Source organism: Martinezella sp. CNPSo 3957 (assembly GCF_057784395.1).
In genome coordinates, this window is the sequence record NZ_JBXSOU010000009.1 from 90,426 (window position 1) to 111,030 (window position 20,605).

22 protein-coding genes are annotated in these 20,605 nt (G+C 59.7%); 18 read left to right on the forward strand and 4 right to left on the reverse strand.

The window, feature by feature from the left end; translation table 11 throughout:
* Positions 1–4 precede the first annotated feature (4 nt).
* The 7 genes from AC13QE_RS20845 to AC13QE_RS20875 all read left to right on the forward strand — a co-directional run bounded on the left by AC13QE_RS20845 (position 5) and on the right by AC13QE_RS20875 (position 4,479).
* Complete coding sequence (locus AC13QE_RS20845; RefSeq protein ID WP_132717465.1) at positions 5–268, forward strand: AbrB/MazE/SpoVT family DNA-binding domain-containing protein; 264 nt, start codon at positions 5–7, stop codon at positions 266–268.
* Positions 246–665: a type II toxin-antitoxin system VapC family toxin gene (locus AC13QE_RS20850; protein ID WP_488485076.1), complete on the forward strand. Its 420-nt coding sequence runs from the start codon at positions 246–248 to the stop codon at positions 663–665. The genes AC13QE_RS20845 and AC13QE_RS20850 overlap by 23 nt, the downstream gene beginning before the upstream one ends.
* Positions 666–677: 12 nt before the next feature.
* The gene (gene ruvA, locus AC13QE_RS20855; RefSeq protein ID WP_488485077.1) at positions 678–1,292 is read left to right on the forward strand and encodes a Holliday junction branch migration protein RuvA; all 615 of its coding nucleotides are present in this window, start codon (positions 678–680) and stop codon (positions 1,290–1,292) included.
* 153 nt (positions 1,293–1,445) lie between these two features.
* Positions 1,446–2,486, forward strand: a complete 1,041-nt coding sequence (gene ruvB, locus AC13QE_RS20860; protein WP_112335057.1) for a Holliday junction branch migration DNA helicase RuvB — start codon at positions 1,446–1,448, stop codon at positions 2,484–2,486.
* Entirely contained in the window at positions 2,487–3,389 is a 903-nt protein-coding gene (locus tag AC13QE_RS20865) for a metallophosphoesterase (RefSeq protein ID WP_488485078.1), read from the forward strand.
* 6 nt (positions 3,390–3,395) lie between these two features.
* A complete protein-coding gene (locus tag AC13QE_RS20870; RefSeq protein WP_488485079.1) occupies positions 3,396–3,905 on the forward strand; it encodes an NUDIX hydrolase in 510 nt (169 codons plus the stop codon).
* A 10-nt stretch (positions 3,906–3,915) separates the two neighbouring features.
* Positions 3,916–4,479 carry a DinB family protein gene (locus AC13QE_RS20875; protein ID WP_488485080.1) on the forward strand — a complete coding sequence of 188 codons (564 nt, stop codon included), beginning with the start codon at positions 3,916–3,918 and terminating at the stop codon, positions 4,477–4,479.
* Here AC13QE_RS20875 and AC13QE_RS20880 read toward each other — a convergent pair.
* Genes AC13QE_RS20880 through AC13QE_RS20890 form a run of 3 tightly spaced genes read right to left on the reverse strand, consistent with a single transcriptional unit; the run spans position 4,424 to position 7,457 of the window.
* Entirely contained in the window at positions 4,424–5,377 is a 954-nt protein-coding gene (locus AC13QE_RS20880; RefSeq protein ID WP_488485081.1) for an NAD-dependent epimerase/dehydratase family protein, read from the reverse strand. The two genes, AC13QE_RS20875 and AC13QE_RS20880, sit on opposite strands and share 56 nt — an antisense overlap.
* On the reverse strand, positions 5,374–6,222 hold the full coding sequence (locus tag AC13QE_RS20885) for a glycosyltransferase (RefSeq protein WP_488485082.1): 849 nt from the start codon (positions 6,220–6,222) through the stop codon (positions 5,374–5,376). The genes AC13QE_RS20880 and AC13QE_RS20885 overlap by 4 nt, the downstream gene beginning before the upstream one ends.
* Before the next feature lie 14 nt (positions 6,223–6,236).
* Positions 6,237–7,457 (reverse strand): NAD-dependent epimerase/dehydratase family protein, encoded by a 1,221-nt coding sequence (locus AC13QE_RS20890; RefSeq protein ID WP_488485083.1) that lies wholly within the window; start codon positions 7,455–7,457, stop codon positions 6,237–6,239.
* 135 nt (positions 7,458–7,592) lie between these two features.
* On the opposite strand from AC13QE_RS20890, the gene ybgC reads away from it, so the two are divergent.
* The 11 genes from ybgC to glmM all read left to right on the forward strand — a co-directional run bounded on the left by ybgC (position 7,593) and on the right by glmM (position 19,662).
* A complete protein-coding gene (gene ybgC, locus AC13QE_RS20895) occupies positions 7,593–8,048 on the forward strand; it encodes a tol-pal system-associated acyl-CoA thioesterase (RefSeq protein WP_112335292.1) in 456 nt (151 codons plus the stop codon).
* 419 nt (positions 8,049–8,467) lie between these two features.
* Positions 8,468–9,190 carry a protein TolQ gene (gene tolQ / locus AC13QE_RS20900; protein WP_488485084.1) on the forward strand — a complete coding sequence of 241 codons (723 nt, stop codon included), beginning with the start codon at positions 8,468–8,470 and terminating at the stop codon, positions 9,188–9,190.
* A gap of 26 nt (positions 9,191–9,216) precedes the next feature.
* Complete coding sequence (gene tolR, locus AC13QE_RS20905; protein ID WP_488485085.1) at positions 9,217–9,678, forward strand: protein TolR; 462 nt, start codon at positions 9,217–9,219, stop codon at positions 9,676–9,678.
* Between the two features lie 9 nt (positions 9,679–9,687).
* Positions 9,688–10,941, forward strand: coding sequence for a hypothetical protein (locus AC13QE_RS20910; protein ID WP_488485086.1), 1,254 nt, complete (start codon positions 9,688–9,690; stop codon positions 10,939–10,941).
* Between the two features lie 8 nt (positions 10,942–10,949).
* Entirely contained in the window at positions 10,950–11,366 is a 417-nt protein-coding gene (locus AC13QE_RS20915) for a hypothetical protein (protein ID WP_488485087.1), read from the forward strand.
* Positions 11,366–12,691, forward strand: a complete 1,326-nt coding sequence (tolB, locus tag AC13QE_RS20920; protein ID WP_405047986.1) for a Tol-Pal system beta propeller repeat protein TolB — start codon at positions 11,366–11,368, stop codon at positions 12,689–12,691. The genes AC13QE_RS20915 and tolB overlap by 1 nt, the downstream gene beginning before the upstream one ends.
* Positions 12,692–12,844: 153 nt before the next feature.
* The gene (pal, locus tag AC13QE_RS20925; RefSeq protein WP_015340980.1) at positions 12,845–13,378 is read left to right on the forward strand and encodes a peptidoglycan-associated lipoprotein Pal; all 534 of its coding nucleotides are present in this window, start codon (positions 12,845–12,847) and stop codon (positions 13,376–13,378) included.
* 156 nt (positions 13,379–13,534) lie between these two features.
* Complete coding sequence (ybgF, locus tag AC13QE_RS20930) at positions 13,535–14,551, forward strand: tol-pal system protein YbgF (protein WP_488485088.1); 1,017 nt, start codon at positions 13,535–13,537, stop codon at positions 14,549–14,551.
* A 5-nt stretch (positions 14,552–14,556) separates the two neighbouring features.
* The gene (gene tilS / locus AC13QE_RS20935) at positions 14,557–15,882 is read left to right on the forward strand and encodes a tRNA lysidine(34) synthetase TilS (RefSeq protein ID WP_488485089.1); all 1,326 of its coding nucleotides are present in this window, start codon (positions 14,557–14,559) and stop codon (positions 15,880–15,882) included.
* A 115-nt stretch (positions 15,883–15,997) separates the two neighbouring features.
* Entirely contained in the window at positions 15,998–17,941 is a 1,944-nt protein-coding gene (gene ftsH, locus AC13QE_RS20940; RefSeq protein WP_041677649.1) for an ATP-dependent zinc metalloprotease FtsH, read from the forward strand.
* A 368-nt stretch (positions 17,942–18,309) separates the two neighbouring features.
* Entirely contained in the window at positions 18,310–19,662 is a 1,353-nt protein-coding gene (gene glmM, locus AC13QE_RS20945; protein ID WP_488485090.1) for a phosphoglucosamine mutase, read from the forward strand.
* Positions 19,663–19,750: 88 nt separating this feature from the next.
* Here glmM and AC13QE_RS20950 read toward each other — a convergent pair whose 3' ends face one another.
* Entirely contained in the window at positions 19,751–20,311 is a 561-nt protein-coding gene (locus AC13QE_RS20950) for an SH3 domain-containing protein (RefSeq protein ID WP_488485091.1), read from the reverse strand.
* Between the last annotated feature and the right edge of the window lie 294 nt (positions 20,312–20,605).

Here is a 20,605-nt window from a genome sequence, read left to right on the forward strand (position 1 = left end):
TACTATGCGCGTGACGGAAAAAGGTCAGGTGACCATCCCGAAGGAAATTCGAGACAGGCTGGGCATCGTTCCAGGTTCAGAGGTTGATTTCATCGCCTCCGGTGGCGGCGCGATGCTCGTTAAAATCGGGGAGGCGTCGGATCCAGCTATTCGTGATTTCGACGATTGGCTCGAGAGCGTCAGGGGCACGATTGATCTCGGCGGCATGACAACGGACGAATTTATGGAGTTTCTGAGAGGGCCGCGTGACGATATCGACCCTCATTGATACCAACATTTTCATCGATATCCTCGGCCCGGCTTCAGTCCAACGGCAATGGTCGGCCAAACTCTTGAAACGATGTGTCGGTGAAGGCGATCTCGTCATCAGTCCGGTGGTGTGGTCGGAACTCGCTGCCTCGCCTTTGAGTGAAGAGGAATTGACGATTGCTTTGTCCTGGCTCGATATGAAGCGTGAGGCCATACCTTTCGAGGCGGCGTTTCGAGCCGGAAAAGCGCATCGCCTCTATCGGCTTGCCGGAGGACAACGGGAAAGAACACTTCCGGATTTCCTAATCGGTGCCCATGCCGAATGGCGAAGGCATAGGCTGCTGACGCGCGATGCCTCGCGCTATCGCTCCTACTTTCCTTCACTTGACCTCATCTCTCCCGAAACCCATCCCTGACGGACATCATCCATGATCGGCAAGCTGAAAGGCACAATTGAAGAGATCGGCGAAGACTATGTGCTCGTGGATGTGCACGGCGTTTGCTACGTCGCCTATTGTTCGGCCCGGACGCTGTCGAAGCTCGGTTCGATTGGCGAGGCCTGTATTCTTTTCATCGAGACCTATGTTCGTGAAGACCAGATCCGGCTCTTCGGCTTCATGACGGCGTTGGAGCGCGAATGGTTCAACATCGTGCAGACGGTTCAGGGTGTCGGCGCGAAGGTGGCGCTGGCGCTGCTCTCGACGCTGACGCCGGCCGAGCTTGTCAATGCGATCGCGCTGCAGGATCGCACCGCCGTTTCGCGGGCGCCGGGTGTTGGTCCGAAAGTTGCCATGCGCATCGTGACGGAACTCAAGAACAAGGCACCGGCCTTTGCCGGCGACGCGGCCAATATCGCGCTCAAGCAGGAGCTGGGCGAAGGCGTTGCCGCAGCGCCCGTGGCTGATGCCGTTTCGGCGCTGACCAATCTCGGCTACTCCCGCGATCAAGCGGCCAACGCCGTTTCGGCGGCGATAAAGGCGGCCGGGGAGGGCGCCGATAGCGCCAAGCTGATCCGGCTCGGCCTCAAGGAACTCGCGCGGTGAGGCTTTGCACCTTTCGCAATCCTGACTATTGTCGCAAAGCTGAGAGATCGGGCCTCGGCACTCCTTCGTCAAAGAGTATTCTTGATGCGGCGGATGTGATAACGCCTTCGGCGCGGGAGCCGCAAAACGCATACCGGGAATGGAACCTCTGACATGAGTGAAGCCGCACGTCTGATATCGCCGGAAAAGCGGGGCGAAGACATCGATGCGACGCTCAGGCCGCAATCGCTGGACGAGTTTACCGGCCAGGCGGAAGCGCGTGCCAATCTGAAGGTCTTCATTGAAGCGGCCAAGGGGCGCGGTGAAGCGCTGGACCATGTGCTGTTTGTCGGTCCGCCCGGCCTCGGCAAGACGACGCTGGCGCAGATCATGGCGAAGGAACTCGGCGTCAATTTCCGCTCGACCTCCGGCCCGGTCATCGCCAAGGCGGGCGATCTTGCGGCACTGCTCACCAATCTCGAAGAGCGCGACGTGCTCTTCATCGACGAGATCCATCGTCTCAATCCGGCCGTCGAGGAAATCCTCTATCCGGCCATGGAGGATTTCCAGCTCGATCTCATCATCGGCGAAGGCCCGGCGGCGCGTTCGGTGAAGATCGATCTCGCCAAGTTCACGCTGGTTGCGGCCACGACCCGCCTCGGCCTGCTGACGACGCCGCTGCGCGATCGTTTCGGCATTCCGGTGCGTCTGAGTTTCTATACCGTCGAGGAACTGGAGTTGATCGTCCGGCGTGGTGCGAGGCTGATGGGTCTCGGCATGACCGACGAGGGCGCGCGGGAAATCGCGCGCCGCGCCCGCGGCACCCCCCGTATTGCCGGCCGGCTGCTGCGGCGTGTGCGCGATTTCGCTGAGGTCGCCAAGGTCGAAGCGGTGACGCGCGAGATTGCCGACGAGGCGCTGACGCGGCTTCTGGTCGACAATGTCGGCTTCGACCAGCTCGACAAGCGCTATCTGAACATGATCGCGGTCAATTTCGGCGGCGGCCCTGTCGGTATCGAGACCATCGCCGCTGGCCTTTCCGAGCCGCGCGACGCGATCGAGGATATTATCGAGCCCTATATGATCCAGCAGGGCTTCATTCAGCGTACGCCGCGCGGCCGTGTTTTGACCGCGATCGCCTGGAAACATCTCGGCATGCAGCCGCCCAAGGATCTGGAGGCCGCGCAGTTCGGGTTGTTCCGGGAGGACGATTGAATGCTTGGCCGTCGTGCCTTCCTGAAGCTTTTCGGCGGCAGCATATTCGGTTTGATGGCACTCGGGGGATATGCTCTCGGCTACGAGCCGGTCGTTCGGCTGAATGTTACCCGCTACGCGCTGACCCCGCCAGGATGGACGCCTGGGCTGAAGCTCAGGGTCGTCGCACTTGCCGATTTCCATGCCTGTGAGCCATGGATGAATGCCGAGCGCATCGCATCGATCTGTGCCCATGCCAACGAACTCGGCGGCGACATCATCATGCTACTCGGCGATTACACGTCCGGAACCGATCTCATTACCAGCCGTGTCGATCATCGCATCTGGGCGGCGGAATTGGCAAAGCTGAAGGCGCCGCTTGGAGTCCATGCCATCATCGGCAATCACGACTGGTGGCATGACGCGACCGCCCAGAGGACTGGCCGTGGGCCGACCTTCAGCCATAGGGCATTGGAAGCTGTCGGCATCGAAGTCTATTCCAACCGCGCGGCGCGCCTAGAGAAGAATGGACAAGGCTTCTGGCTTGCCGGCGTTGAGGATCAGCTGGCCTTGCGCCGCAGCATGCGGTGGAAGAGGCCGCTTACCATGGGCCTTGACGATCTCGGCGGCACGCTGGCGCAGGTGGGCGACGCCGCGCCAGTCATCCTCATGGCCCATGAGCCCGATATCTTTCCTGCCGTTCCCCAGCGCGTTTCGCTCACCTTGTCGGGGCATACGCATGGCGGACAGGTGAGGATTTTCGGCTGGTCGCCCTATTCGCCTTCGCGCTACGGCAACCGGTATGTCTACGGTCATATCGTTGAGGAGTCGCGCCATATCATTGTGTCGGGCGGCCTCGGCTGCTCTATCGCGCCAGTACGCTTCGGCGTTCCGCCGGAGATCCTGGTGATCGACCTGGGATAGAGGATCATGCCGAAGCGCAAACTCATCAGATTGAATGCCGGCCGAACACGCTTCCAGATGCGCGTCGCAGGCCTTGGCTTTCGCGACGGTCATGTCCTGGTGCATCGAGCCGTACATGAGCACTTCTGGACTTTTCCCGGCGGCCGCGCGGAGATCGGCGAGACCTCGGAAGAGACATTGCGGCGGGAGATGATGGAGGAGATCGGCGTTAACGTTACGGTCGGGCGCCTTCTGTGGTCGGTCGAGAATTTCTTCCATTACGAGCAGCTCGACTGGCACGAGCTCGGCCTCTACTATCTGATGGATATTCCTGCCGACTTTCCCTTCGACCCCGCGAAGATCGTGCATCGAATCCAGGATGGCGACGACGATCTGGAGTTCAAATGGGTGCGGGCGACGCGCGAGGCGCTGGTTGCGCTCGATATCCCGCCCTATTTCATCGCCGAGGAAATCGAGAATCTGCCGCTGACGTCTCGTCATCTCGTCTGGCGGGATGGGGATCTCGACAGGGCTTAGGGGGAGGCTTATGTCTGCTTTCGATCCGGTTCGCAGCTTTCGCAAGCTCGCCTATAACAATGCCTTGGCGAATGTCCGGCTCCATCGGGCTTGTGCGGCTCTGCTGCCCGGCGAATTCGAGGCAAAGCGTGTCAGCTTCTTTCCGTCGATCAAAGCAACCCTCAATCATATCCTGACGGTCGATTGGTTCTATGTCGATGCGCTGGAAGGCGGCACGCTGGGCCTCAAAGCTTTTGACATCGAGGAGCCTTATGACCGGCTGGGCGAGTTGAGCCAGGAGCAGGCCGACGTCGATCGCAGGCTCGTCGTTTTTTGTGAGGGGCTGACGCCGGAAACCGCGATGCGGATCATCGATATCCAACGCGATGGACGCATCCAGCAAGAGCGAGCGGACGATGTGCTGAACCATTTGTTTCAGCATCAAACGCATCATCGTGGGCAGGTGCATGCCATGCTGGCCGGCACCAGCGTTGCGCCGCCGCAGCTCGACGAATTCATTGTTTCCGATGATGCGCGGTTTAGGGGCGAGGAATTGGCAGCGCTTGGTTGGGATGAGACAAAGCTGATGCGCTGATATCCGCCTTTGGGTATCCCGATTTAGCCAGTGTCTCTATCGTTTGCTTGAGCAGGAGTTTTCCGCCAGCTTGCCAGCCAAGTGCACGGATTTTCGCCGTATCCATGACAGAGACCGCGCCGAGCTCCGCAGTCTGCGGCAGCGCGTGCGGACAGCCTATTGCGCTCTGGAGATGGCTAAGAATCTCGTGAGTGTCGGTCAGAATATCCGACAGGTTGAAGGCTTCACCGTCTATCCGGCCGGCTTCCGTTTCCAGCAGAAGACGAACCGCACGACCGAGGTCGCGGCCGTGAACTTCGGTTCCGGCGCGCGACGGAACTGGCTTGCCGCTTAGATAGTCGTCGAACAGGTCATCCCATTTATTGGGGCGAAGGTCGCCATAAACGCCGGTTGCCCTGAGGCTCGCGGTGGCAAAGCCAGGCGTGGACAGAGCGAACAGTGCGTGCTCGGCATCACGCTTGATTTCACCATAGAGCGTGTTCGGCTTCGGCGTACTCGCCTCGGTCAGTTCCTGTCCGACGATGCCATTGCCGTAGACTGCGCGCGAGGACAGAAAGATGCAGCGGCGGATGCCGGCCTTTCTGGCCGTCTCGAACAGCTTGACCGTCCCATCGAGATTGAGGCGGCGAAAGCTTTCCGGATCATCGCCTTCACCGTCGCGATATTTGCCAGCAACATGGTTGAAGGCCGCGTGCACGAAGAGATAGGCGTCATCGAAAGCGCAGCTTTGATTTTCCGTTGGATCGAGGCTCATGGGAACGAAGGAGACCGGATGCGAAAAGAAGCCAGGTGACGGAGGGCTCCGTCCGCCGATCACAACCTTGTATCCGGCCGACAGCAACTCCTCGGCGATATATCGGCCGACGAGACCCGCTCCGCCTGAAATCAGGACTTTCATGCCGCCGCTTTCGGATTTGCGAGCGTGGCAATATCGGGCATGTTCCGACCGGAATGGAAGCTATGCCATAGCTCGATCAATGGCTTCAGTTGTTCGGCCTTTGGGTGATTTTCCTCCCAGGGCTTCTCATACTGGTAATGCAGGATCGAGACGCTGTTCCAGTTCCAGAGCTCGGGCATGCTGAACCAGACATATTGCAGCATGTTCATGAAGATGGGCAGCCCGTGCCAATCCGGGAAAAAGGCCTCGAGAAAGGTCTGGTCGGTGCGCCGCCAGAAGACGTCGGGGCGATCGAGGTGCTCCAACATGTGCCGAAAGGTCGCAAGCGACGGCTTGGCGACGAAGACGCCGGAATTCAGCCGGTGGAAATCGGCAAGGCTCTCGTAGACGTTCGGTGCTGCCGAAAATTCCGGGTAATCGAAGAGCCGGTCGACGTTGCGCAGCACCAGCGCATCCGCGTCGATGAAGACGCAGGTGTCGTATTCGATCAGCTGCCAGAGCCTGAGCTTGCAGAAATTGTCGAGCGGCGTGTGGAATGAGGGCTTGCGGCCCTTGGTGAAGGGAGCTGCAGTGTGAAGATTGCCGCGCGCATGCCGCTCATTGAAGGCATCCGAAAGCGGAAGATGCTCGACTTCCACCAGCCGGCAGTCGAGCGCTGCCAATGGGGCAAGGTCGCTTTCGCCGACCCCTTCCGTATGCAGCACGACGATATCGGCTTTCGTGCCGCTGTGGACGATCGAACGCGCCAGCGCCAGTGCGCCCATGGCGTAATCGGCATTCGTGACGAGCGTCACGAATGCCTGCCCGGCACGCGGCCGCGTTTGTGCACGTAGACCCTGCAGCATTTCGCTTCCCGGCATCATGACACGGACTTCAGCCTCTTGCCCTCGGGATCATGATTGACCGTCGCGGCGAGATCCTTTGTCCAGGCCGAGACGGCCGGGACGCGCGACCGATCGACGCGATAGGCATATTTCCTGGCGACATCGACGATTTCGCCAAGCAGGCCGGCTTCGAGGGTGATCGGCGCAAGGCCGAGATCGAGGAACTTGTCGTTCTTGACGATCAGGTCGTTTTCGGGCGCTTCCTTGCGCGGATTGGGCAGGCGGACGACTTCCGCGCCACTCATCCTGGCGATCATGTCGGCGAGATCGCGCACGCGATGCGTTTCCGTCATCTGGTTGAAGATTTCGACGCGAGCGCCGCGGGCCGGCGGGTTCTTCAGTGCCAGCTCGATGCAGCGCACCGAATCCTGGATATGGATGAAGGCGCGGGTCTGGCCGCCGGTGCCGTGCACGGTCAGCGGATAGCCGATCGCCGCCTGGATGAGGAAGCGGTTGAGTACCGTGCCATAGTCGCCGTCATAATCGAAACGGTTGATCAGCTGCTCATGCCGGCGCGTCTGCTCGGTATGCGTGCCCCAGACGATGCCCTGATGCAGGTCGGTGATCCTCAGTCCGTCGTTCTTGGCATAGAATTGAAACAGCAACTGATCGAGGCATTTCGTCATGTGGTAGATGGAGCCGGGATTGGCGGGGTAAAGGATCTCCTGGCTGGCCGTGCGGCCATCGGTCGTCTCGATGCCGACGGGCAGATAGCCTTCGGGGATGGCAGCGCCGATTGTGGAATAGCCATAGACACCCATCGTGCCGAGATGCACGAGATGCGCGTCTAGATTGAGGTCTACCAGCGCGTTCAGGAGATTGTGCGTGGCGTTGACGTTGTTGTCGACCGTGTAGTTCTTGTGGCGGTCGCTCTTCATCGAATAGGGGGCGGCGCGCTGCTCGGCGAAATGGACGATGGCGTCAGGGCGATGCTCGGCCAGCCACTTTTTCAGGAGCTCATAGTCCTTGGCGAGATCGATCAGGTGGAAATGGATGCGGCGGCCGGTTTCGGCGTGCCATATGCGGGTGCGTTCCTGGATCGAATCCATCGGCGTCAGCGACTGGACACCCAGCTCGGTATCGATCCAGCGGCGGGAGAGATTGTCGAGGATGTGGATCTCATGACCGGCGTCGGAGAGGTGAAGCGAGGTTGGCCAACCAATGAATCCGTCACCGCCCATAACCGCAATTTTCATAGGATCTTCCTTCTATGCCGATCCGCTAGCCGGCACGATTCCGGATAGTCGGAGTTTATGACAATTGTTCAAAGCTTGCTTGATGGCAGAACTTCGGCCAAAGAGATGCCGGACATTCAAGGAGATGCGGCAACGATGAACAGCCCCTTTCTGATAGCTGGGGAACTGGAAGCCGGAAGCCACCGGCTGGTGCAGCGAGTCTACTATGAGGATACGGATTTTTCCGGGCTCGTCTATCACGCGCGCTATCTGCATTTCCTCGAGCGGGGACGCACCGACTATCTGCGTTGTCTCGGAGTGGAACAGCGCGAACTTCTGAATGCGGATGAAGAGGGGCTGGTTTTCGTCGTTCATCGTATGGAGATCGATTTCAAGGGGCCGGCTCGCATGGATGACCTGCTGACGATCCGCACAGTCACCGAAAAGGCCGGTGGCGCGAAGATGGTGCTGTCTCAGGAAATCCGGCGCGATGAGACGCTGCTCATTGCCGCGAAGGTCATCATTGCCGTGATCAATGCAAAGGGGCGTCCGCGCCGCCTGCCGGAGAAGCTTGCCGCGCAAATGCTTACGGCGTCGGAAAGTGCTGGGTAATTAGTAACCTGGCATGCTCATAGCATCAGGGCTGCCTCGCATAAGGATAGCATGATCGACAAGAGGCGGCTTGCAATAACTTGAGTTTTATGTGAAGGAATTCGCCGTGCAAGCTTTGTCTGCGTTTGTCGCCGGTTTTGTCCGGTCAGTTCTTCCCTGGAGCGAGAATAACCTTCGCCGCCGTTAAATTCTTTATGTTTCGACGCTAACATTCTTTTAACCATAATAGTGTCTTACTGATTATGTCGGAGTTTGTGCGGTGCACGCCTTCCTTTGACCAAATTTGACGGCAAGAAGGCAGTTGTAAGCTTGGAAGGCTTGACCAGGGCGTTCAGCGGCGGCTGCCAAACAATTCTTGTGAGATCACTTTTAGCCGCCCGGTCTAGCACCGGGCGTTTGGATTCGGGGATTTTGGATCAATGGAACAAGTAGCATTGGCAGCGGCCACCACACCGGACATCACCCTCTGGTCGCTCTTCATGCAGGCAGGCCTGGTGGTCAAGCTCGTCATGATCGGTCTGCTGGCAGCGTCCGTATGGACCTGGGCGATCGTCATCGACAAATATCTGAGCTACGCGCGAGCGCGGCGGCAGTTCGATCACTTCGAGCAGGTTTTCTGGTCCGGCCAGTCGCTCGAAGAGCTCTACCGCACGCTTTCGGAGCGTAACAATACAGGCCTTGGCGCCATTTTCGTCGCAGCGATGCGCGAATGGAAGAAATCGTTCGAGCGCGGCGCTCGCTCGCCGATCGGTCTGCAGATGCGTATCGACCGCGCGATGGACGTGACCCTCGCGCGTGAATTGGAACATCTGACGGCCCGTCTCGGATCGCTTGCCACTATCGGCTCCGCCGGTCCGTTCATTGGTCTCTTCGGTACGGTCGTCGGCATCATGACCTCGTTTCAGGCGATCGCCGGTTCGAAGTCGACCAACCTTGCGGTCGTCGCGCCGGGTATCGCCGAAGCGCTTCTGGCAACTGCGATCGGTCTGGTTGCCGCTATTCCGGCCGTTATCGCCTACAACAAGTTCTCGGCCGATGCCGGCAAGCTTTCGGGCCGCATGGAAGGCTTCGCGGATGAATTCTCCGCCATCCTTTCGCGCCAGATCGATGAAAAGCTGCAGCCGCGCCAGGCTGCGCAGTAAGTCGCGGACAGAACCGGAGTATTCACATGGGAATGTCTGTTGGAGGCAGTAGTGGCGGCGGTGGCCGTCGTGGCAGTCGTCGTGGCGGAGGCCGTGGTGGCCCGATTTCCGAGATTAACGTGACGCCGCTGGTCGACGTCATGCTCGTGCTCTTGATCATCTTCATGGTGGCGGCACCGATGATGACGTCGGGCGTGCCGATCGACCTGCCGCAGACGCAGGCCGGCGCACTGAACGCCCAGACTCAACCGATCACGATCTCGATCAAGGCCGATGGCCAGGTCTTCCTGCAGGAGACGCAGATTAACGTGACGGAGATCGCCGACAAGCTGAAGGCGATCGCGACGACCGGCTATAACGAGCGCATTTTCGTGCGCGGCGACGGCAAGGCGCCTTACGGCGTCATCGCCGACGTCATGTCTCGCATTCAAGAAGCCGGTTACAAGAACATCGGCCTGGTTACGCAGCAGCAGACAACGGATCACTGACGAACCGACATGAAGCGCAGTATTGCCACATCTGCTGTCATTCACATCCTGGTGCTGATCGGCGCCATGGTGTCGCTGAGTGCGCCGGCGCCGCTTGAGACGCCGGAAAGCACGGCGATGGATGTCGATATCGTGACGGCGGATCAGCTGCAGCAGGGCGAGAAGAAAGCGCCGGTGACGGACCACGTTTCGCGCAAGCAGACCACGAAGCAGGACCAGGTCGCCAACGCGCAGAACGTCGGCGAGAACAAGGTTGATATCAAGAACCCGGTCGTGCCGACGCAACGGCCGGAGAGTGAGACTGCCGCCCTGGCGCCGAAGAAGGTGGAAACGCCTGTTCCACAGGACGATCCGCGCCCGAACGACGTCAAGACGATCGAGCAGCAGGAAACGGAAGCCGCGCCGAAGGAAGTGGCGGCCATTCCCCAGCAGAAGCCGGATGTGACGCCGACCCCGAAACCGGATCCCACGCCGCCGACCCCGAAGGCCGATGCAACGCCCACTCCGCCCCCGCAGCAACAGCCGACCGAGCAGGCCGAGATCCCGGTGCCGAATAGTGTTCCTGTGCCGAACGTAAAGCCACAGCCGACGCCGCCGAAGACCGCCGAGCAGAAGCCGGAGGTCAAGCCGACGCCGAAGCCTGACGTGAAGGTCGCCGACGCAAAGCCGACGGACAAGACGACGACGCAAAGCACGAGCAAGAATACCTCGACCGACGATGGCAAGAAGGACGCTGACAAGAAACGCGAGTCTGCCAAGGGACCCAAGTCGAGTGCCAGCGATTTCAATGAGGATCAGATTTCGGCGATGTTGAACAACACCTCGTCGAAGGGCGGCGCTAAGCGGTCGTCGCAACAGGCTTCCGCTGGTGCGGATACGCAGGTTGCTTCACGTGGTGGGATGAAATCGCTCGGCGGTGGTAAGCTCAGCCAGAGCCAGAAGGACGGTTTGCGCGATCTGATCGGTAAGAACTGGAATGTTGTCCCCGGCATGGAAGGGGCAAGCGATGTCACGATCAAGGTTCATGTTCGTCTCGACAAGTCAGGCCAGATTGTCGGCACACCGGACGTTTCCGTCAGCGGCGGCCCGGCTACGACGCAACAAGCGCTAAGGGGCGCTGCCGAGCGTGCGGTGCTGAAAAGCCGCGCCGATCTGCAAAAGGAAGTGAATGCCGGAGGGCTGTTGCCGCCAGACAAGTATGACGGCGCAGATGGCTGGAATGAGCTGGTCCTCAACTTCGATCCGAGAGACTTGGGGCTGTGATGCGGGGAATGCAGCGTTCAATAAGCCACTGTCTCCATTTCGGCCTGAGCTTGCTTACGGCCTTGGGGGTGATGTTGACTGGCTTAGTGTCCGCACAGGCTGCAAGCGCGACGCAGCCGCAAGAAAATTCGGCCAGGAACAGTCTCCGCGAGGACGTTGCGAAGAATTGGAATATCGTGCCTGGCATGGTAGGGGCGAAGGATGTTCACGTCCGGGTGCATCTCAAGCTCAGCCGAAGCGGAGAGATCGTGGGCGAACCGAAGGTTACCGCCGCCGGTGGACCCAAGGCGACGCAACAAGCCATGGAGGCCGCCGCTGTGCGAGCCGTGCTCCGGGCCGCTCCGTTCAAAAACCTACCAATAGATCAATATGACGACTGGAAAGAAGTGACGCTTCGCTTCGATGCCAGCGATCCGGCGAATTAATGCTGAAAGGCTTGATACATATGATCAGAAAATCCTTCGTCCGCCTCCTGGTGGTGCTAGCAGGCCTGATGGCTGTGGCATCCACTCCGGCCTATGCCGTGGTCGAGCTCAATATCAATAAGGGCAACGTCCAGCCCATGCCGATCGCTATCACCGACCTTCTGTCGAATGATACGCTCGGCCCGCAGATCTCGAGCGTCATCGCCGCCGACCTGCAGCGCTCGGGATTGTTCGCTCCGATCAACAAGCAGGCCTTCATCGAGAAGATCACCAATCCGGATTCGACCCCGCGCTTCCAGGACTGGACCTCGATCAATGCGCAGGCTCTGGTGACTGGCCGCGTGACGCAGGAAGGCGGCCGCCTTCGCGCAGAATTCCGCCTCTGGGATACGTTCGGCAACAGCCAGATGATCGGTCAGCAGTTCTTTGCCCAGCCGGACAACTGGCGCCGTGTCGCGCACATTATCGCCGATGCGATCTATCAGAAGATCACTGGCGAAAAGGGCTATTTCGATACCCGCGTCGTTTTCGTCGCCGAAAGCGGCCCGAAGACGGCCCGCAAGACGCAGCTCGGCATCATGGACCAGGACGGCGCCAACGCGCGCATGCTGACCGACGGCAGCGACCTGGTATTGACGCCGCGCTTCTCGCCTAATCGCCAGGAAGTGACCTACATGTCCTTCGCCAACCAGCAGCCGCGCGTCTATCTGCTGCAGCTGCAGACGGGCCAGCGCGAACTGGTGGGCAACTTTCCGGGCATGACCTTCTCGCCGCGCTTCTCGCCGGACGGGCAGCGCGTCATCATGAGTCTTCAGCAGGAAGGCAATGCCAATATCTACACGATGGATCTGCGCTCGCGCACCACGACCCGCCTGACATCCACGGCCGCGATCGATACCTCGCCATCCTATTCGCCCGATGGCACGCAGGTTGCCTTCGAAAGCGACCGCGGTGGACAGCCGCAGATCTATGTCATGAATGCCGACGGCTCCAATCAGCGCCGCATCTCCTTCGGTAATGGCTCCTACTCCACGCCGGTCTGGTCGCCGCGCGGCGATCTGATCGCCTTCACCAAACGGGCTGGCGGCAACTTTTCCATCGGCGTCATGAAGCCGGACGGTTCCGGCGAGCGAATCCTGACCTCCGGCTCCTACAGCGAAGGACCGACGTGGGCGCCGAACGGCCGCGTCATCATGTTCTTCCGCGCGCCGTCAGGTGCAAGCGGACCGCAAATTTATTCGATCGATCTGACCGGTTATAACGAGCAGAAGATCCCGACCCCTGGCTTCGCTTCCGACCCGGCGTGGTCGCCGCTGCTCGAGTAGCGGAAAGGGCCGCCACGTTATCGCCGCAAAGTCCTGTGAGTGGACCGTTTGGCGACAATTTTAAGACATCATTAACCATACTTGTTGGAATCCGATTAACCGAACCCGGTTACAGTCTGGCAACCCTGATAGAGACTTAAGGAGAGACCGGCCATGAGCCGCACCGCAACCCAGGCCGTTGGCCATATGCAGAACCTCGCCCGCAACCCGATCATGATCGCGCTTTTCGTTGGCCTTTCTCTGGCCGGCTGCGCTTCCAAGAAGGGTCTGCCGAACGATGCCAACGGTCTTGGCCTGAACGGTGCCGGCAATGCCACTCCGGGCTCGCCGCAGGACTTCACGGTCAATGTCGGCGACCGCATCTTCTTCGTTGTCGACAGCTCCTCCATCAGCTCCGAAGCGGCTCAGACGCTCGACCGTCAGGCTCAGTGGCTCGCCCGTTATCCGAACTATTCCATCACGGTCGAAGGCCATGCCGACGAGACCGGCACCCGCGAGTACAACCTTGCTCTCGGCGCGCGCCGCGCTGCCGCCGCGAAAAGCTATCTCGCTTCGCGTGGTGTCCCGGCGAACCGCATGAAGACGATTTCTTATGGCAAGGAGCGCCCGGTCGCTACCTGCGACAACGAGTCCTGCTGGTCGCAGAACCGCCGCGCGGTCACCGTGCTCAACGGCGCCGGCTCCTGATCGTCAAAGACCAATCGAAATGCAAAAGGCGGCCTCGTGCCGCCTTTACTTTTTTGACCACACTTTGGCCGAACTCCGTTGCTTTTTGAGAGCAATTGTAAAAATCTCCTGTTCGAGCCCTCCGGCCCGAAGAATCAATAGGACAGGACGATCCATATGAGAAAACTTGTCGTGGCGAGCATGCTTTGTCTCGCTGCCATCGTGGGTAGCGAGCGCGATGCTTCTGCCTTGTCGTTGTTTGGAATGCATCTCGGAGGCCGCGATGCCTCCGCGCAGGCGGCTCCCGGCAACGCAAATCAAAGACAAGCGCAATACGGCCAGGCACCTGTCATCAACGTTCAAAACAGCGATGCGGAAATGCGCCTTCAGCAGCTCGAAGACCAGATGCGCCAGCTGAACGGCCGCGTCGAGGAGATGAGCTACCAGCTTCTCCAGATGCAGGAGCAGATCCGCAAGGCGCAGGAAGACAACGAATTCCGCTTCCAGCAGCTGGAAAAGCGCGGCGGCGGTGGCAGCGCGCCCGCATCGGGCGGCACGATGAAGAAGAGCGAGGCTGACGCGCCTGCGCAAGGCGGCGTCAAGCAAGATGATATTGCCGGCGTTATCAGCAACTCGCAGAATGGAAACACCACCGGTGCACGCGGCGCCGGCGCTGGCAAGCCGCCGAGCGAGCTTGGCTCCATCCAGTTCGACCAGGGCGGCGACCAGATCGGCTCCTCGATTACGGGGGCCAACAACGGTTCGGGTGCGCCGCCAAGTGCAGGCTCCGGCTCGCAGACGGCATCGCTCGGCAGCGAGAACGATCAATATAAGGCTGCCTACGGCCACGTCCTGTCCGGCGACTATAGCGTCGCCGAACAGGAATTCCGCCAATATCTCGACAGTTATCCCAGCAGCACGCGGGCCGCGGATGCGAATTTCTGGCTCGGCGAAGCGCTTTATTCGCAGGGCAAGTACAATGATGCTGCCAAGACTTTCCTGAATGCTCATCAGAAATATAGCACGTCGGAAAAGGCGCCCGAAATGCTCTTGAAGCTCGGCATGTCCCTGGCTGCTCTCGACAACAAGGATACCGCCTGCGCCACGCTTCGCGAGGTCACCAAGCGTTATCCGAAGGCCTCCAAGGCTGTGACCGGCAAGGTTGCCAGCGAACAGAAGCGGCTTGCCTGCTGACCGCCATGTCCATTGATGCTGTGACCGGCGATGCCACAGCCATTACGCCTGAAGCCGCAACCAGCGAATTTCTGCATTCTCTCTCGAAGCCTGCTCATATTCTCGTCGCCGTTTCGGGCGGCAGCGATTCCACCGGGCTTCTGATTGCCCTTGCCGAGCGGCTGAAATCCCATCCTCACGACGATATTACCCTTACCGCAGCAACGATCGACCATGGGCTGCGTGCCGCATCGGCGGACGAAGCGCGAGAAGTCGCGGCACTCTGCGCCTCGCGCGGTATTTCCCATTTTATCCGTCGCTGGGAGGGGGAAAAGCCCGGAACCGGCATCATGGCTGCAGCACGTGAAGCGCGTTATGCGCTGCTTGCGGAGCTCGCCTCCGAGATTTCGGCCGATGCGATCGTAACCGCCCACACCTGGGACGATCAGCGCGAGACGATTGCCATGCGCGGTGCGCGGCGGGGGCAGGGCGGTTATGGCACGGGCATCGCCGATGCGGTTCTATTCGATCGGCGTATCTGGATTGTCAGGCCGTTTCTCGCCTGCCGGCGGGCTGAAATCAGGGCCTATCTCGAGACGCGCGACGTATCCTGGCTCGACGATCCCAGCAACGAGGATGCGCGATACGAGCGCGTACGCACCCGCATGGAGCTTGCAAGGGAGCCGGTCGCCGAAATGCCGGCTGATGGTGGCGCCGATCGCGCCGCGCTTTCCGAGCGGGCTGCAGGGTGGCTGGACGAGCATGTCGCAATCCATGCGGGTGCGCTCTGCGCCGTTGCGCGGCCCGGTCTTTCCGCTGATGCAGCGGTCGTTACCTATGCCCTGTCTTATCTTGCCGCCATCTTGGGTGGCAGTTCCTATCCGCCGGGGCGTACGCAAATGGAGCGTGTTCTCGAATTTGTGAACGGTGCGAACCTCGGTCGGCGTACGGCGGGAGGCGTGATCTTCGATCTGCGTCGCGATGCGCTTTATCTTATGCGGGAGAGCCGCAATATCGCTCCGATTTCGGTCCTGCCTGGCGAAAAAGCCGATTGGGATGGCCGCTTTGAAATAGAGAATTTCGGCCCGACCGCGGTCCGCATCAGCGCTCCGGGAGCGGGAAATGCGACGATTTTTCCGGCAAATCTGCCGGGAGGCGTGGTGAAACGCGCTCAGGCGGCGATGCCGTCGATCGTGCCGGAAGGAGGGGACAAGGCGGCGAGCGTCGCGCTTCTACCCCGTCTCGCGCCCTTCGACCGCTTTTTGACACGATTTGATCTCACATTTGCCAATAGCCTCTCGGTCGCTTTCGGGCGCGAAGCCTATAGGCGGCTGCCGATTTCGGCCCTATAGACGGAAAAAACATGCGGCGATGCGGTTTGCCTTGGCAAGGGCTTGGCGCAACCCTATGTTAGGGATCAAGTAATACCGCCGCTTGACGGCGGGAGTTTCAGTGCTGGGGAGTTCGATGAACCCTAATTTTCGTAATTTCGCTCTGTGGGCAATCATAGCCTTGCTGTTGATTGCCCTGTTCAGCATGTTTCAGAACGCGCCGGCACAAACAGGCTCCAGGGAAATACCGTATTCGCAGTTCCTTCGGGAAGTTGATTCCGGCCGCGTTCGTGACGTTACCGTCACCGGCAACCGCGTCGTCGGCAGCTATGTCGAAAACGGCACGCCCTTCCAGACCTATGCTCCGGTCGTGGATGACAGCCTGCTTGAGCGCCTGCAAAGTAAGAACGTCAACATCGTCGGCCGTCCGGAATCGGATGGCTCCTCGAGCTTCCTGAGCTATCTAGGCACGCTGCTGCCGATGCTTCTGATCCTCGGCGTCTGGCTGTTCTTTATGCGTCAGATGCAGGGCGGCTCGCGCGGTGCCATGGGCTTCGGCAAATCGAAGGCGAAGCTTTTGACGGAGGCGCATGGTCGCGTCACTTTCGATGACGTCGCTGGTGTCGACGAAGCCAAGCAGGATCTGGAAGAAATCGTTGAATTCCTGCGCGATCCGCAGAAATTCCAGCGTCTCGGCGGTCGTATTCCGCGCGGCGTTCTTCTTGTCGGCCCTCCCGGTACTGGTAAGACGCTTCTGGCGCGCGCCATTGCCGGCGAAGCCAATGTGCCGTTCTTCACCATCTCCGGTTCCGACTTCGTCGAAATGTTCGTCGGCGTCGGTGCAAGCCGTGTCCGCGATATGTTCGAGCAGGCCAAGAAGAATGCACCTTGCATTATCTTCATCGACGAAATCGACGCCGTCGGCCGCCATCGTGGCGCCGGTCTCGGCGGCGGTAACGACGAGCGCGAGCAGACGCTCAACCAGCTGCTGGTCGAGATGGATGGCTTCGAGGCCAATGAAGGCATCATCCTGATCGCCGCGACCAACCGTCCCGACGTTCTCGACCCTGCGCTGTTGCGTCCGGGCCGCTTCGACCGTCAGGTCGTGGTGCCGAACCCGGATATCGTCGGCCGCGAGCGTATCCTCAAGGTTCATGCCCGCAACGTGCCGCTGGCGCCGAATGTCGATCTGAAGACGCTCGCTCGCGGTACGCCTGGCTTCTCCGGTGCCGATCTCATGAACCTCGTCAACGAAGCTGCCCTCATGGCCGCCCGCCGCAACAAGCGCCTAGTCACCATGCAGGAATTCGAAGACGCCAAGGACAAGATCATGATGGGCGCCGAGCGCCGCTCTTCGGCCATGACCGAAGCGGAAAAGAAGCTCACCGCCTATCACGAAGCCGGTCACGCCATCACGGCACTCAAGGTTGCCGTCGCCGACCCGCTGCACAAGGCGACGATCATTCCACGCGGCCGTGCGCTTGGCATGGTCATGCAGTTACCGGAAGGCGACCGTTACTCCATGAGCTATACGTGGATGGTGTCGCGGCTCTGCATCATGATGGGTGGCCGCGTTGCTGAAGAACTGACTTTCGGCAAGGAAAACATCACCTCCGGTGCATCCTCGGATATCGAGCAGGCGACCAAGCTTGCCCGTGCCATGGTCACGCAATGGGGTTTCTCCGATCAGCTTGGTCAGGTTGCCTATGGCGAGAACCAGCAGGAAGTGTTCCTCGGCCACTCGGTTTCGCAGTCGAAGAACGTGTCCGAAGCGACCGCGCAGACGATCGATAATGAGGTCCGCCGCCTGATCGATCAGGCTTATCAGCAGGCCAAGGATATCCTTACGGAGCATCACGACGGCTTCGTGGCGATCGCCGAGGGCTTGCTCGAATATGAGACGCTGAGTGGCGACGAAATCAAAGCTCTGCTTCGTGGCGAAAAACCGGCGCGCGATCTCGGTGACGATACGCCGCCGAGCCGTGGCTCGGCCGTGCCGAAGACCGGTGCGAAAAAGGACGGCTCGCTCGGTGCCAAGGGTGACGAGCCCGAAGGCGGTTTCGAACCTCAGCCGCGTTAAGGCGTGAGAGGTTCAAACCTCGAAATTGAAAGGCCAGCCCATGAAAATGCGGCTGGCCTTTTTGCTGAAAGGTCGAGGGAGAGGCGATGGGCCGACCTGCAGACCCTTTGGCTATTGCCATATCAGTCTGAAGTAACGGAGACGCGGGAGGCTGTGGATTGGACTATGTCCGTCACGATGTGATGCAGTTTTTTAGTGCTTATTAATGGTAACGCGGTGTAATAGGCGTTCTCGGTAATTTAAGTGCCGAATTTTACAATCTATGGCATGAGCCAGAAGCATCGATGTTTGCAGTGCCGCGGGTTTCCAAGCGGCGATATCGATGCCGCCGTATTCCTCGCGAGGACGCGGCAACGACAGGAGTGCATATGAAACGCCGTTATTTCGGAACTGACGGAATTCGCGGTCAATCCAACATCTATCCGATGACGCCAGATCTTGCCATGCGCGTGGGTATCGCTGCCGGCACGATCTTCCATCGAGGTAGCCATCGCCATCGGGTCGTCATCGGCAAGGATACGCGCCTTTCCGGCTATATGCTGGAAAATGCCATAGTGGCAGGCTTTACCGCAGCCGGCGTCGATGCCTTCGTTCTCGGACCTATCCCGACGCCGGCAGTCGCGATGCTGACGCGCTCGCTGCGCGCCGATATCGGCGTCATGATCTCGGCTTCGCACAATCCCTATCAGGATAATGGCATCAAGCTTTTCGGCCCTGATGGCTATAAGCTCTCCGACGATCTCGAAATGAGGATCGAGGACATGCTCGACAAGGACATGTCGGAGCATCTAGCCAAGTCGGAGAATATCGGTCGCGCCAAGCGTATCGACGGTGTCCATGACCGTTACATCGAGCATGCCAAGCGTACGCTGCCGCGCGATGTGACGCTGCAGGGGCTGCGGATCGCCATCGATTGCGCCAATGGTGCCGCATACAAGGTTGCCCCGGCCGCCCTTTGGGAGCTTGGCGCCGATGTCGTGACCATCGGTAACGAGCCGAATGGTACGAATATCAATCTGAATTGCGGCTCCACCAGCCCCGTCGCCCTGCAGAAGAAGGTGGACGAAGTGCGCGCCGATATCGGCATTGCGCTGGATGGCGATGCCGATCGCGTCATCATTGTCGATGAAACCGGCACCATCATCGATGGCGATCAACTGATGGCCGTCATTGCTGAAAGCTGGGCCGAGAGTCAGACGTTGCGCGGCAATGGCATTGTCGCAACCGTCATGTCCAATCTCGGACTGGAGCGGTTCCTTGACGATCGCGGCATGTCGCTTGCGCGCACAGCTGTCGGCGACCGCTATGTCGTCGAGCATATGCGCCAGCACGATTACAATGTCGGCGGCGAGCAGTCGGGTCATATCGTGCTCTCCGACTACGGCACCACGGGCGACGGTCTGGTGGCTGCGCTGCAGATCCTTGCCGCAGTGAAGCGCACGGGCAAGCCGGTCAGCGAAGTCTGTCGCCGTTTCGAGCCGGTGCCGCAGCTGCTGCGTAATGTCCGTATTTCCGGCGGTAAGCCGCTGGAGGATATTCATGTGCGCCAGGCGATCGCCGATGCAGAAAGCGAGCTGTCCCGCAACGGCCGACTGGTGATCCGCCCCTCCGGCACGGAACCCTTGATCCGCGTCATGGCGGAAGGGGATGATCGCGGCCAGATCGAGCGCATCGTCGGCGGATTGATCGACGTGATCTCGAGCGTGCGTTCGGCTGCCTGAGCAGGCAAAAGACGTAATTGCGAATAAAAACATAATGGCCGTCCCATCGGGCGGCCATTATGTTTTCAATTTCGGAATGACGGTAGTTCTACTGGAACATTTCTCCGGGATAAGCGCCCCAGAGCTTGTCCTGCCGGATATAACCCCTGGTGGAGTGGTCGCGGACGGAGACGCGGCACCACGTTCCGGTGCAGGATTGCAGTGAAACCAGCACGCGGGGCTGCAGCTCAGCGATCGTCGTGGCGGCGGGATTCGGATCGGCGCGCAGCGTGGCATTCTTCGCCAGCCAGGGGGCGATCAGAGCTGTTCGCGCTCCGGAAAGCAGGGCGCTGTGCATCCAGCCGGTAACGCCCGTATCGTCGCGGACCTGCCGCCAATGGCCGTATTCGTCGATGATCTCCAGGGGAAGGCCCGGCTTCATATAGATCCATTTCGTGGCATAGATCGTCGACGGGCCGACGCGCATGCGCGCCTTTTGGGCGCGAAGGGAAACATAGCGTGGGATCGGCAAGCCGGTTTCACGCCCCTTGTTCCACGCAGTGGCTGTGGCGGCTATTGGCTTTACCGGCATTGCTCCTGCCAGGACGGCGGAGCTCAGAAAGATGAGAGCAAGGCCCAGGCCGGCCGATATTATGCGATGGTAAGTCAATGACTCCCTCCTGAGTTATCTCTCCGGCGACAACACTGTAATGGTTCGATTCTTGCCAAACGGTTTAGGAACTGCCGCCTCTGGGTCCATCCGCAGATCCGGTGCCTGAGTTAAAAAGGAGGTGCGCGCCGCTTCTTATCTCGTTCTCTTCATTTAAGTATCAATTTTCTCTAATATATGAAACAAAGTATAATTCGTAAATAAACACGGTAAATATTCGTAGTTAATCAGGTTTTAACTCCTTTTCATCATTATTCCCGCCATGTCATTTCAATTGGCAAGCTTTTGCTGTGC

Excerpts from the sequence above, each read along its gene's own strand:
- tilS (WP_488485089.1), top strand. The coding sequence starts at position 14,557 with ATGTCCATTGATGCTGTGACCGGCGATGCCACAGCCATTACGCCTGAA.
- ruvB (WP_112335057.1), top strand. The coding sequence starts at position 1,446 with ATGAGTGAAGCCGCACGTCTGATATCGCCGGAAAAGCGGGGCGAAGAC.
- AC13QE_RS20875 (WP_488485080.1), top strand. The coding sequence starts at position 3,916 with ATGTCTGCTTTCGATCCGGTTCGCAGCTTTCGCAAGCTCGCCTATAAC.
- tolB (WP_405047986.1), top strand. The coding sequence starts at position 11,366 with ATGCTGAAAGGCTTGATACATATGATCAGAAAATCCTTCGTCCGCCTC.
- pal (WP_015340980.1), top strand. The coding sequence starts at position 12,845 with ATGAGCCGCACCGCAACCCAGGCCGTTGGCCATATGCAGAACCTCGCC.
- AC13QE_RS20870 (WP_488485079.1), top strand. The coding sequence starts at position 3,396 with ATGCCGAAGCGCAAACTCATCAGATTGAATGCCGGCCGAACACGCTTC.
- AC13QE_RS20845 (WP_132717465.1), top strand. The coding sequence starts at position 5 with ATGCGCGTGACGGAAAAAGGTCAGGTGACCATCCCGAAGGAAATTCGA.
- ybgC (WP_112335292.1), top strand. The coding sequence starts at position 7,593 with ATGAACAGCCCCTTTCTGATAGCTGGGGAACTGGAAGCCGGAAGCCAC.
- tolQ (WP_488485084.1), top strand. The coding sequence starts at position 8,468 with ATGGAACAAGTAGCATTGGCAGCGGCCACCACACCGGACATCACCCTC.
- ruvA (WP_488485077.1), top strand. The coding sequence starts at position 678 with ATGATCGGCAAGCTGAAAGGCACAATTGAAGAGATCGGCGAAGACTAT.
- AC13QE_RS20910 (WP_488485086.1), top strand. The coding sequence starts at position 9,688 with ATGAAGCGCAGTATTGCCACATCTGCTGTCATTCACATCCTGGTGCTG.
- glmM (WP_488485090.1), top strand. The coding sequence starts at position 18,310 with ATGAAACGCCGTTATTTCGGAACTGACGGAATTCGCGGTCAATCCAAC.
- AC13QE_RS20880 (WP_488485081.1), bottom strand. The coding sequence starts at position 5,377 with ATGAAAGTCCTGATTTCAGGCGGAGCGGGTCTCGTCGGCCGATATATC.
- AC13QE_RS20915 (WP_488485087.1), top strand. The coding sequence starts at position 10,950 with ATGCAGCGTTCAATAAGCCACTGTCTCCATTTCGGCCTGAGCTTGCTT.
- AC13QE_RS20865 (WP_488485078.1), top strand. The coding sequence starts at position 2,487 with ATGCTTGGCCGTCGTGCCTTCCTGAAGCTTTTCGGCGGCAGCATATTC.
- tolR (WP_488485085.1), top strand. The coding sequence starts at position 9,217 with ATGGGAATGTCTGTTGGAGGCAGTAGTGGCGGCGGTGGCCGTCGTGGC.
- AC13QE_RS20890 (WP_488485083.1), bottom strand. The coding sequence starts at position 7,457 with ATGAAAATTGCGGTTATGGGCGGTGACGGATTCATTGGTTGGCCAACC.
- ftsH (WP_041677649.1), top strand. The coding sequence starts at position 15,998 with ATGAACCCTAATTTTCGTAATTTCGCTCTGTGGGCAATCATAGCCTTG.
- ybgF (WP_488485088.1), top strand. The coding sequence starts at position 13,535 with ATGAGAAAACTTGTCGTGGCGAGCATGCTTTGTCTCGCTGCCATCGTG.
- AC13QE_RS20885 (WP_488485082.1), bottom strand. The coding sequence starts at position 6,222 with ATGCTGCAGGGTCTACGTGCACAAACGCGGCCGCGTGCCGGGCAGGCA.